The sequence below is a fragment of the Lonepinella sp. BR2474 genome, assembly GCF_051851555.1.
Taxonomy (GTDB): domain Bacteria; phylum Pseudomonadota; class Gammaproteobacteria; order Enterobacterales; family Pasteurellaceae; genus Lonepinella.
In genome coordinates, this window is the sequence record NZ_JBPDVH010000007.1 from 34,770 (window position 1) to 47,464 (window position 12,695).

Here is a 12,695-nt window from a genome sequence, read left to right on the forward strand (position 1 = left end):
GGGATTCCTCTATGGTAAGGCTTCTAATTCAACAGGATACACATTATCTTTTGGATCAGCGCCCTCAGATAGAGAAATCCAGTTGTCAACATTCGCATTATATTTCTGATAAAGTTTCAGTTTTGCGTTTAAGTCACGGATGAATTTTTCTTGTTGTAAACCACTCATCGCTTTCCAAGATTCTTCATCTAAGCCCGTCACTTGGCTACGATAAGGAATACCAGCCAAATATTCATCAAATAAGCCTAATTCACTTAACTTAACGGCATCGCCTTGTTTAATTTTACTGGCATCTTGTCCCATGGTCGCAGCTAAAGAACGTAATTGATTAAACATTTCATTGGGTTGAATCATACCTTGTGTCGCAGCGTCCATAATTTTGGAAACCACTTCACTGAGGTCACTCAGTTGTGCCTTAGTCAACAACACACGAACCTCTGCAGTCGGTACATCAGACTTAACTAAATCACGATCACTGATCCAAGCCTCAAATACGGGTGGCGCTGATTTGCCTTGTTCACGTCCTAAATAGGCTAAACGCATGGCTTTACCTAACAAGGCTGCATCTTGTTCAATGTCAGTTTGTTCATCTTTCGCAGTCTGGGTCGATTTAGCCGGTTTGGTTTCTTCTGCATTGAGTGCGCTACCCGCAGATTGCTCACCTTTATAGGCGAGTTTCACTTGTTTCGTCAAGGAATCTGCTAACAAAGAGACTTTTTTACCGAACTCATTCACATCCCCTGCATTCACTGGATAGTACAAAGGTTTATTCAGGTAATTGTTAAACGATAGTGAGTTATATTGTTCCGTCGCTTTTTCATGGTTTTTGGCACCACTTGGTGTTTTTAAGTGGAGCGTATACAGGGCAATCCCTTTACGTTGTGCTTCAAGTCTTAATTGTTCCGCATTCATTTTGGTCGTGGAAATGGGGTTATCGCTTTCAATCGCACCGGCATCGGTAATCAATACGATATAACGGCCACCAAAACCATTCCAATTAATGTCATCAATGGCTTGAGATACCCCTGCATAAGCGTCTTCGCTAAATTCTTTACTAGACACTTTGGCCTGTTTTAAGTCGGCCACTTTTTTCATAAAGTCATCGCCATCTTTGACGTCATTCGGATCCACATATTTTTTAGATACAAACTCCAACCCTGGTACCGCCTGAGTACTCGAACGGAATGCCACTAAACCAAATTTCACTTGATCTTTCAACCCATTAGCTTCAATTTTTTTATAAAGCTGTTTCACCGCCTCACGGGTTCGGTTAATGTAAGGATCCATGGAAATGGTGGAGTCAATCACAAACACGACCGCCGCATTAAAGCCTGTGATTTCATTATTGGATCCATCATCGGCTTTATTGTTCGCCTTGGCATTTTGTTTGCTTTTCTCGTCATTCGCTGAGACAGGATTTTTCTTATCATCTTTGGTGACCGAAGCCACACGTAACACACGCTCATAAAACCCTTTACCATCCATCACTTCTTCACCCTCTAAAATAGGTAATAAATAGAAGTTTTTGGTGAAATCGATATATTCAGCAGGCTCTTGCGCCACAATTCCGGGCGCTGATCCTTTGGATTTTAAGGTTTCTCGTAATTTGGCTACTTGTTCGCTATTATTATCAGCATCAATTAAGGCATTTAAATCTGCTTTGTGATCTTTACCAAAAAACAGAGTTAAATCACGATTAACTGGGTTCGTAAAAACTAATGCCATTTGCGTATTCCAAGGTACCGCACAATGATTATCTAACCAGCCTACAATTTTGCCCGATTCATCGGCACCGACTTTAATCCATTCGCTACCTGCAACTTGTTGGCGTTCATACACATAATAACGAGAGAACGCTGGCACCGCTTTACCTGAGCCACCAGCCTTGTCAGCTAATTTACAACTCGGGGTACTCAATACCCGTTGAGGAAGACTTTTTTTCCCTTCTTGTAATAACGGCTTGTCATTCGCCATGCTGGCGACCGAAGACAAGGCTAATGCCAACGCTAGGCTTAATTGGGTCAATTTTTTCATGAGATGGCCTCTTATTCTGTACTATTTTTTGAGTGCGTCTAAACGCGTCTTGGCTTCCGCATTATTCGGATCTTTCTCTAATGCGATTTCATACCAATACACAGCCGTTTCTTTATCCAATTTGAAACAGCCATCCCCTTTCGAAAAGGCGTCGTCATATTCTTTGGCATAGGCCAAGGCAATCACGCTATCACCACTTTGCGCTTTATTTGCATAAAGACGTTGCGCCAGACCACAGGCTTTATTTTGTTTTGCTTGTTCAATTAACTTCAATAACGCTTGACTATCTGGGTTAGTTTTTAAACAAGTTTGAATAAAGGCAAGGTCATCTTTCGGTGCTGAATCTAATTCACAGGCCGCTAATGCTTTTGGTGAATCTTGCCCCAATAAGAAATAAGCGACGCCACCAGCAATGGCTAACAACAAAATCAGCAAACCAATAATCAGGCCTAATTTGCTTTTTTTCGCTGGTGGTACCTCAGGAACTGCGGTATTTTCCACCGCACTTTCTACCACAGGATCGGGAATCGGTTCAATCTCTGGCTCTGGTTCGGGTTCTGGCACCAGTTCTGGCTCTGGTTCAGGTATTGGTTCAACAACGGGAGGTGCTTGACGAATATCGGCTTCTCGAGATGTATCGCCACTGGCACTGGAGGCTAAAATATTGCCCACAAATTTCACCGAACCGTTATCTTCCACACTCCCATCTTTAACCTGAATCATATAGCGTACATTGCTCGATTGTTGTACTAAGGCATCAATAATATTGGGGCCTAATTCGCCAGATAACTTACCATCATTCACACTGAAATCTGTAACGACATGCCAAACAGGTTCCTTATTCCATTGATTGTTATGAGAAAAATAACAATTATCTTGATTACGTAAAATGGCTAATTCAATCTTGTCACCACCTTTCCAACCCGTAGCTGAGAACTCTGCATATCCAGGTTTCTTTTCTTTTAATTCAATCCTCATAAATCTTCCTTAAGATAATTTTGCTTGCTTAAATTTTGCTAACACATCACCCAATTTCGCATTTTGTGTCACATCAATTTCTCGTCCTGCACTGTGCCCTGCATTTTGCTCACATAAAGAGCCAAAGGCCACAAGCCAGTCCATAAGATAAAATTGCGTATACTTGGAGTCTCCTTCACTTAATTTAGGTACACCATTAAGTAACAATTCTAATGGTGCAGGCTCAAATACCATGGTACCAGCTCTAACACGACTAGATGGTCGTTTGGCTTTATCCAATGAAGTCCCCAACCATGCCACAAAATCAGCAATCAACATATTCATAGAGAAAACTTGGCGTCCAACGATTTGATCACGTTTAAAACCTGCTCGTTCATTCTCCGTGACTGCTATCGCAAGCTGCTCTGGTAATTTTAAGCGATCTGCACCAGTAATCAATTCCCCCACTAAATCATCAATAATCTGTGGCTCAAACTTAAAGAAATTACAAAAATCCTTTCTGGTAGAGAGGCTACGTAAATGCTCTATCCAAGCTTTAAAGACGTTCTGTGCGAATTGTGATTGTGGTGGAGCAGAAACAGTCACATCAGAGGTTTCCTCAACAGAGGTTGTTTCACCGAATAAATCAAAGCTATCTAAATCCATGCCTCCAAAACCAAGATCCATATCGCCAAAACTAGAGATATCTGACGTCTCCTCTTCCTTGCTGACATCATTGACTAATGAAACATCATCATCTAAATAAAGTGAACGAATGGTCTCCGTAGGCAATTGTAAGTTGTACAATAATTCTCCCAAATATCCGAATTTTTTAAACAATGTACGAGAAATATGTTCCGCCATTTCTCGTTTTTTGCCCAGTTCCTCTGCGCCACCACTTTGGTACCAGCGTTCAAAACGAGATTCTACCATTTGGATCGCACTATTCAGTTGCTCGCCAATACGTTGTAATTTTACTTCTGGCATCGCAATGGTTTCGATGTAGTTACTGACGTATTCCATCCCTCCATCGTTAAGACTTAGCATTTGCTCCCATTTTTCATCAGGTTTATCAATATATTTTTGAATCGGTGCCGTATCCATAAAGGTTTTTTTCATCAGATTCAATTGTGGCACACTTTTTTCGGCCAAACTTAACTCTTGATAATCTTCATCCATATCAAGGAAAGCCACGGGGAAACCTGGTTTACGCACTAAGAAAACATTATTAAACGAGTTACCATTGGACCAGTTTTGTAACCAATCATAGGCACCAAAGCGTTCTGTCAAGGTTTGTTTCATCAACTCACCCCAAAATAATTCTAGCTCCTCTGGTTTTTTCGGCAAACCGTTATTTACCCGAATATCAAATTTAGTGATCGCCCATAATAAACCTGGCTTACGTAATTGACGTTCTTCTGCTGTACGTCCTTGTGTTTTATGGATCCAACGTTCAAGCACGGGCCCTACTTCATTGATTTCCGATTGAGCATTAGATGGCGTACAAAAGATCAAGATATTCATTTCTTGATTATCGGTATAGCGTTCAAATAAATAGGCCACTTTACCACGCAAGATCAGTTGCGAAATAATATTCTTTTCTGGCTCTTCTTTTTTCAGAACCACCACATTTAAACGACCTCGATAACCAGGGAAGTCAATCAAATCCACTTTTTCAAAGGCGCTCACTCGAGTATTATTAATCAACGGGAACACCAATTCTGTGGTCAATGAAGCCAGTTGCGCCAAGGAAATTGACACCTCAGGTTTCACTTCCTCACTTTCTGGATCCACCGGTTTAATCATGATTTGGCTATCTTGATCAGTATTTAACCGTTTCAAAATGCTCACACTCATAATATTATTGCGTTGACTAAAAGTGCCGTTGTCATTTTTTTCCACCAAGCAAGACAAGGGAGCATACACACGGTGAGGGTAGCCTAATTTGGCTAAGGTTTGCGCAAACTGAATATAGACTTGGGTTAATTCTGGAATTTCGCCCCATAAAATCGAAAATAAAATTGCTCTATCTTCAATGGTTAAATAGGGCGCATATTGCGTAGCTTTGGCCCAATAACTGGCTTGTAAAGGTGATACAGATTTACCAAAATTATCCATCGCATAATCTTGTAAATCCACTACATCATCTTCATTGATGCCAGCGACATAGTCATTGCTGCGTTTGTTGGCGACTTTTTGCAAAATACCACTAATTTTGCCGTGATCATACTCATATTCCACTTTTTCTTTATCAAAGTCATTGAAATAGGAGTTCATTAAAATTTTGACCACTTCAATTTCATCAAAAAGACGTAGCTCAATAGGAAAACCTGCAATTCCCCCTTTGGCGGTACGACTAAAGCGTGTCACCAAGCCAGTCGCCTCACTCCCTTCACCCGGTGGGTTAATGTGCTGAATAAAGTCTAGCTGATGACCATCAAAAATCGTTTCGAGATTACCATTTTCCCCTGCCGCTAGCGCAGAAATCAAATTTGATTTACCGGCTTGTGATAAGCCGAAGAAACCTGTTGTCATCGGACGATTAGAGACACCACCCAAACGTTTCGCCATATTGCGTAAACGACGCAATTCTAACGTCAAGCGATCCGCCTCATTATTTAAACTTTGGCTCTGTGGACGTGTTTCCTCCACCCAATTAATAGCTTGTTTGGCTCCCGTGAAAACCGTTTGCCAAGATTCTGTTAAGTTGTCTGCATTCATTGTCATGGTTTTCATTCCTTATCTTTTCACTACACCACTATCAAGCCAATATTCTTCTTTACTGCCTAGGCCTGCATCTGTCATGGTGTTTAAGGTTAATTTAATATCTTTAAAGCGATTTACACTACGATCATCTGACGCAGATAAACTTTTCACTTCAAATTGTTCCGTACGTGTTTTATTACTCGATTGACCGACTTCTTTCGCTTTTAGCGCCACTTTCAAATACATCCCATCTTGTGCGATACGGCGACGTAAATCTGGGTTTTCAATGGTCAGAGTATAAAGTGGTGCAGCTGGCCAACGTTCAACATTTAATTGACGGAAACCAAGACGTATCGGACCACGTACCTCAAATTCCACCGTTTCTGGAAATAAATATTGAGGATTATCTAAATCCACATCTTTATAGTACACATTTGCCTGTTTTAACATATTGCTTTTATCTAACAGACCAATATAACGAATCGTCGAATAGGCTTTAATATAGGATGCTCGGAAATAGAAGTTCGGTAAACGCTGATTATGGCTTAACATACATAACATAGCACCAACGGCTGCCGTGGTTTTTGGATCCTCAATGCGTCCTTGTTTGTGGAATGGATACCAAGTACCTGTATGATAATGATATAGCGGTAAAATACGCCCCACTGGTAATGGCACTCGTGATCTAAAGAACGCTTGAACCCCCGGCAAACGAGATGGGCGACCAGTTAATAACAACACATCACATTGATAAAGATTGACAATTTCACTCATGGAGTTAAAAGCATTACAAATATCATAAGCTCCCTTCTCTTTATCACAAATAAAACGATAATGAATTTGTCTCCAATCCACGCTAATCGGCAACTGTAAAATATCAAAACCAGTTTGCCCTAATTCCCGTTGAATCGGCACATTAATATAATTCAATACATTTTGTGTTGGTAAATCTACCTCAGACAATAAACTTTCAAAGGTACAATTTGGCAACACTGCACTTGAGGTATAGGGATCATAATTTTCGTATTCTTTTAAAATACGCAAACCAATAGGATTAAAGACCTGCAAAGTTAACTGTTGACGCAAAATTTCGTCTTGCACCTTACTTGTTCCCCCCGCTGCTAACAAACGAGAAAGTACTGGTTCAGGATCTCTCAAGCCGAGATTTTTTAAACCATCGGATAGCGCTTTTAACACCACTCTTTGGATAATCTCAAGCAAAATATCATCCCCAGCCACTTTAAAGCCATCTCTGAATTTTTGTTCTGGCACAATATACACGTTACTGGAATGGGTCTGTCCATCACCATAATCCAAACTGTAATCGTTGATCACCAAATCCGTTGTACCGCCCCCAATATCAATGGTAGCAATACGCAATTTGGATTTATCTTGTTCCGCTTTATCTGGACGTACCATGGCAGCAATAAATTCTTCTGGGCGACCGCTGTAATTGTTTTGCGTTTCATTAAACAAATACACCACTTGACCACAAGTAGCCTCATCCCATTGAATATGCACTTCAGGTAATTGTGGCCAATATTTTTTCTGATCTCGGGCTTCTTTGCTAAAGTCCATCTTATCATCGCTACTATCCCAACCCAGACATTTCCATACTAACCCAATGGCATTTTCCATGGTGTCCTCAAAAATTGCCCGCTCTGGACGTGGCATGGCGGGTGGTACGGTCAGAATAATAGAACGTAAATAGCGCGGTGCTTTTGCATGTTCTAATTTATAACGTTGAGTCGGGCTGTTCATTTGCATTAAGGCGTGCATCAACACTTCCGATAACATAAAGGTCATCAACGAACTGCGTGAATATTTAGGTTGAAACACGGGCATTTTACGTTCAAATTCTTCTTCATTATCATCGGATAAAGTATGTAACGGCTCACCCCATTCATTAATCAAGCCTGACAGTGGCTCTGCAGTGGCATAAGGTTCTGAATCACTTTTGACATAAGAGGTATTAAAACGCCAACCTTGCCCATATTGTGCCTCATCCCATAAATAACGTTTTGGACTAGATAAGCCTGTTGCGCCCTCATTCCCTTCACGTAAGCTTGCTAAACGATTGGCCTCACGCCCAATCCGCCCAATGGTTGCCCATTGAAAAGCATCTCGGCGACCACTTTGTACAGAAAAGTGTTCTTTACCAAAAAAGGCTTGAGAAAATTCGACACGGCTCTCAAAGGGTTCGTTATAAATATGTTCTGGTTTACTCAGATCACGAATTTCCAATTCGTAACGTTTACTTAAGCCATCGTGCTCTTGTTCATGATTCTCAATTAAAATCCCACAAGTACGAGAGTTCCCCACATCTAACACCATATCCACCGGAATCGGCTTAGTAATACCATCATCCTGATTAGAAACAATCCGAATTTTCGGAAAATCCAATTCTGTGCCCAAAATAGATAATATATTCAAATAATGCCCTTGATGGCGTTTATTTTTCAAATCGTCTTCGATGTCATCATCGTATAATTTAAGACGGGTTGGCTCAGCCGCCAATTCTTGGTAAAGCTCAATCAGCCAATCGTTCACCCATTTATAATCTAAAAACCATGACATTTGATTGGATTGATGAGCGAGCGCAAATTCGCCCCCTGCACGCACATCTTCAGTGGTCGGCGCCAGATAAGCAGTATTGGTGTTATTCGGGAAAATTTTAGTATCAAATGCCACGGTGACACGGTGCGTATTACCCTCTTCATCAGGTTCCTCGAGTTTTACAATACGGGCTCTTGACCAGTTATACGGCCCCTCATCAAAACGATCAGGCGGAATACTACGTAATACGGGAATCGGTAACCAAATACCATCAAAAAGTGTAAAAGATTGCTCTACACTAATTTCGTCCTTTGGATTCACCAAAAAATCTGGTTTTGCGGTATCGCAATAGCCTTCCCCATTTTTGGCTAAAATTAGGCGGCGCAACGGTGCATTATCGCCACCGAACACAAAATAGCCTGAGCCTTTTTCACGCCACGCCTTATCTTTCCAATCAATTTTCAAACCAAAATCAATAAATTGGATACCGCTATCCATAATGAGCGTTAGCTCACGATTATAATGATGTAATTCAGGATACATATTAACGTTCGCTCCTTATTATTGTTGTTGAGACTTCATCGTCATTGGGAATTGTTGATTACCATAACTACCGTTACAGTCCGCAATATTTTTGGCGCCTGGGCGACAAACGACGGATGGTAATTGATAGGTTGAACCATCTGAACAGTTGGCAACCCCACCATTATCAATGTTCAAACCGCCACTTTTCACACTGGCTGCCACATTAGCAGAACAGCTTACGCCATCGCCACGTTGTAATGTCACACTGCCTTTACCATCTTTAAATTCATAACGTAATTTCAATGGCTTACCCGTTGCCTTATCTTGAATCCCGGCCCCTGCCGTCCAGTTTCCATTTAAGAATTTAGTGTTACCTTGTGCCATGGCATTTGGATCCAAGGATAAAGGCGGATTTTTCGCTGAACCATCGGTTGCATTGGTGTTATTCACACCATCATTTTGGCTTGCTGCATTATCAGGTTTAGCCTCTGACGCATTATTTAAATCAGGGGCTGGCGGTGTTGCGCCATTATTGTTACCGTCATTATTGTTGCCATCGTTGGCTTGTTGCCCTTGATCTGGTTCCGGTGTCTGCCCAGTATTTAAATTTGGGTCCACCGGTGACACGGCGCCCTTGTCTTCCGTATTATTGGCAGGATCTGTTGGTGCGACACCATCTTTTGCCTCTGTTGCTGGAGTAGTGTTTGTCGGCATGGCGGCTAAATTATCACGCACGGAACCGTCCACTGGCAAGTTATTATCTTTACTCAGCCATTGACCGTCTTTTTGATAATACGGGAATTTATCTTCACCCAATATCACATCACAAGATTTCGGATCATCTACAACACGGCCGTTTTTGTCACGCACCACACCATTTACCATATAATGCACTCGAGGCTCTGTTTTCTCGGTTTCCACTTTCTCTGTTTCAGCCACTGGCACCTGACCGGCTATATTCAAGCCACCAAATGGGAACAAGGCGGGGTTAAACCACCATACCAAGAATCCCAATAACAAGGCCAATAACGGTAAACACAGACACCAATGACACCAACCAAAACGGCAATTATGTTCTATATTAAACAAGAAACATTTTCTACGTGGCTGTTCTACCACCGTATTTTCCACGATTGGTTCTACTACAGGAGGCGGCGGCGTCACGACTTGAGGCACTTCGGGTTCAAGTGGACGCAAGCATAAAAAAGGATCCGCCATTTGTGCTTGACGTTTATCGGTAAACCCCCAAAAGGTAATGACAGGGCGTCCATTAACTAAATACACATGTTCTTCATTTGGAAAACGAATCGCTTTCAGTTGTTCCTCAGCAGATAAATTTTCCGCATACAATAAACGAGAAAAAAGCAACTGATCACCCGCTAAATTAGGAATTTTGGCGAGCTTTTTACCTAACGTCAACATTTCATCTTTAAACTGATCCAACGCAATCAGGCTTTCCACGCGTTCTTCATCGGTGGCAGATGTCCAAGGAATAATAAAATAAGATTGGTCAGGTCGGTCGGAGGCAAAAGGAATATACCAGTCAATGGAGTTACCTGTGTCATTACGCTGTGGAATAGCAAGATAATCGGCATGGGTTCTGCTACTTTTTAACCGAATGGCATCACGAATTTGACCCGCAATAGTATAAACAGCACGCCCATCTTGACCTAACGGGGTATAATCTTTTAGATCGCCCGTACGAAGCAGTTGGCTCATAATAAATCCTTTTTTGTTAAAATATAGAATGGGAAGAGAATAGCCACCTAATTTTATAAGTTATCAACAAAAAATACAAGCCTATCTTGCCTAATAAGTAATCGTTTGCATTTTGCCAAAACGCATCTGGCATGGTCGATAAATGGGGATTTTCTAAGCAAGAAACTGCGGTAAAAAAAGAGAAAAGCATTATCCCAACGGGGATAATAAGCCACATAAAAAGATTTAACCCTACTTACTTATGTAGGGTTAATATTTAGCATAACTAGGTTACTGTGCGACTACGCCAGCGTCCTCTTTCTTATCCCAAAACTTCATCCAAGATGGAATACTCAAAAACGGTTCATCTGGTTTCTTCGCTTGTTGAATTTGTTTGCCCTCATTGGCTTTCACCAATGTTGCAGCTTGCTGTTCAAGCTGTGTTAATCCCAATTCGTGATAGGCATTTTGCATTAATGGCAAGGCCTCTAAGGTAGATTGGGTATCTGGGTAGGTTTTCAACATTCCCGTCACACGGTTGGCCACGGCCACCCAAGCCTTGCGTTCGGTGTAGAATTTTGCAATTTCTAATTCGTGACGAGCGAGATGGTCTTTAATATAGGCCATACGTGCTAAGGCATCCGGTGTGTATGGGCTGTTTGGGAAATGGGTGACCAAGGTTTGGAAATTGCTAAAGGCCGTTTTCATGGAGGTGCTTTCACGGGTAGCACGGTCGATACCAAAGAAATCTTGCATAAAGTTATCGCCCATGGAAGTATTGGTTAAGCCCACCATATATAAGGCGTAATCCACATGTTGGCTGTTTGGGAATGTACGCAAGAAACTGTCGGCGGTGGTGATGGCTTTGGTGTAATCTTGGGTTTTATAGGCAGCATAAATAATATTGAGTTTCGCTTGTTCGCTATAAGTGCTACCGGGGAAACGGGTGTCTAAAGCGTCAAAATAACGAATAGCATCAGTATAGCTCCCCTCTTGAGTATGGGTTTGTGCTATGTTAAATAACTCTTGTTCGGAGGCTTGTTCCACCGCTTTGTTACTGGAACAAGCTGAAATGGCTAACGCCGTTAATGCAATAAGTGTGAGCGATTTTAATTTACGCATAGCCTATTAATCCTTTTCTATGTAAAAATGTCATCTTAAGGTACAATATCTGTTATCTCCGTCATATTCTATCTGACATTACAAAATAATTCACGGAATTTTATTCTTTATGGCACAAAATACCAAACAAATTACGCTCTCGGCGGAAGTACAGCCCGAGCAAATGGGACAACGTTTAGACCAAACCTTGGCGGAATTGTTCCCCGATTATTCACGTTCACGCTTAAAAACTTGGATTGAGGCCGATTTAGTGCGTGTCAATGGCCAGTTATTAAATGTGCCACGACATAAGTTGTTAGGCGGTGAGCAAGTTGAAATTTGTGTGGAAGTGGAAGATGAAACCCATTATACACCAGAAAATTTGCCGTTAGATATTGTGTATGAAGACGAGGATATTTTGGTGATCAATAAGCCAAAAGATTTTGTGGTTCACCCTGGGGCGGGCAATCCAAATGGTACGGTGTTAAATGCACTACTCTACCATTATCCAGCTATTGCGGAAGTGCCACGGGCAGGCATTGTTCACCGTTTAGATAAAGATACCACAGGGCTTATGGTGGTGGCCAAAACCATTCCCGCCCAAACTCAGTTGGTACGGGATTTGCAGAAACGTAAAATTACCCGAGAATATGAGGCGGTGGCCTTTGGGGTGATGACCAAAGGAGGAAAGGTGGATCAACCTATGGCTCGCCATGCCACCAAACGCACGTTAATGGCCGTTCACCCCATGGGCAAACCGGCGGTAACCCATTATCGGATTATGGAGCATTTTCGCAATTACACCCGTTTACGCTTGCGCTTAGAAACCGGTCGCACCCATCAAATTCGGGTGCATATGGCGCACATTGCTCACCCGTTATTAGGCGATCAAACCTATGGCGGTCGTCCTCGTCCACCGAAAAATGCCACGGAAGCATTTAGTGAGGTATTGCGCCATTTTCAGCGTCAAGCCTTGCATGCGGTGATGTTACGCTTAGAACATCCGATCACCCGTGAAACCATGGAATGGCACGCACCGTTGCCAGAGGATTTTGTGGAATTGATCAACGCCCTGAAAGCGGATTATCAGTTACATAAAGATGAATTGGATTATTAAT

General features: G+C 41.9%; 7 protein-coding genes. 1 reads left to right on the forward strand and 6 read right to left on the reverse strand.

The window, feature by feature from the left end:
• Window positions 1-9 precede the first annotated feature (9 nt).
• From ACTG7Q_RS08755 to ACTG7Q_RS08780, 6 genes are all read right to left on the reverse strand, one after another.
• Window positions 10-1,974: a vWA domain-containing protein gene (locus ACTG7Q_RS08755; protein ID WP_439243069.1), complete on the reverse strand. Its 1,965-nt coding sequence runs from the start codon at window positions 1,972-1,974 to the stop codon at window positions 10-12.
• Between the two features lie 81 nt (window positions 1,975-2,055).
• Window positions 2,056-3,012, reverse strand: coding sequence for a hypothetical protein (locus ACTG7Q_RS08760; RefSeq protein WP_439242927.1), 957 nt, complete (start codon window positions 3,010-3,012; stop codon window positions 2,056-2,058).
• A 9-nt stretch (window positions 3,013-3,021) separates the two neighbouring features.
• Entirely contained in the window at window positions 3,022-5,718 is a 2,697-nt protein-coding gene (locus ACTG7Q_RS08765) for a putative virulence factor (RefSeq protein ID WP_439242929.1), read from the reverse strand.
• A 12-nt stretch (window positions 5,719-5,730) separates the two neighbouring features.
• Window positions 5,731-8,796: a virulence factor SrfB gene (locus ACTG7Q_RS08770; RefSeq protein WP_439242931.1), complete on the reverse strand. Its 3,066-nt coding sequence runs from the start codon at window positions 8,794-8,796 to the stop codon at window positions 5,731-5,733.
• A gap of 18 nt (window positions 8,797-8,814) precedes the next feature.
• Complete coding sequence (locus ACTG7Q_RS08775; RefSeq protein ID WP_439242933.1) at window positions 8,815-10,497, reverse strand: SrfA family protein; 1,683 nt, start codon at window positions 10,495-10,497, stop codon at window positions 8,815-8,817.
• Window positions 10,498-10,767: 270 nt separating this feature from the next.
• Window positions 10,768-11,598: an outer membrane protein assembly factor BamD gene (locus ACTG7Q_RS08780; RefSeq protein WP_439242935.1), complete on the reverse strand. Its 831-nt coding sequence runs from the start codon at window positions 11,596-11,598 to the stop codon at window positions 10,768-10,770.
• A 109-nt stretch (window positions 11,599-11,707) separates the two neighbouring features.
• Between ACTG7Q_RS08780 and rluD the strand changes: the two genes are divergently transcribed.
• Window positions 11,708-12,694 carry a 23S rRNA pseudouridine(1911/1915/1917) synthase RluD gene (rluD, locus tag ACTG7Q_RS08785; protein ID WP_439242937.1) on the forward strand — a complete coding sequence of 329 codons (987 nt, stop codon included), beginning with the start codon at window positions 11,708-11,710 and terminating at the stop codon, window positions 12,692-12,694.
• Window position 12,695: the final 1 nt, after the last annotated feature.

Coding starts and splice junctions, on each gene's coding strand:
- ACTG7Q_RS08755 (WP_439243069.1), bottom strand. CDS start 1,974: ATGGCGAATGACAAGCCGTTATTACAAGAAGGGAAAAAAAGTCTTCCT.
- ACTG7Q_RS08760 (WP_439242927.1), bottom strand. CDS start 3,012: ATGAGGATTGAATTAAAAGAAAAGAAACCTGGATATGCAGAGTTCTCA.
- ACTG7Q_RS08765 (WP_439242929.1), bottom strand. CDS start 5,718: ATGACAATGAATGCAGACAACTTAACAGAATCTTGGCAAACGGTTTTC.
- ACTG7Q_RS08770 (WP_439242931.1), bottom strand. CDS start 8,796: ATGTATCCTGAATTACATCATTATAATCGTGAGCTAACGCTCATTATG.
- ACTG7Q_RS08775 (WP_439242933.1), bottom strand. CDS start 10,497: ATGAGCCAACTGCTTCGTACGGGCGATCTAAAAGATTATACCCCGTTA.
- ACTG7Q_RS08780 (WP_439242935.1), bottom strand. CDS start 11,598: ATGCGTAAATTAAAATCGCTCACACTTATTGCATTAACGGCGTTAGCC.
- rluD (WP_439242937.1), top strand. CDS start 11,708: ATGGCACAAAATACCAAACAAATTACGCTCTCGGCGGAAGTACAGCCC.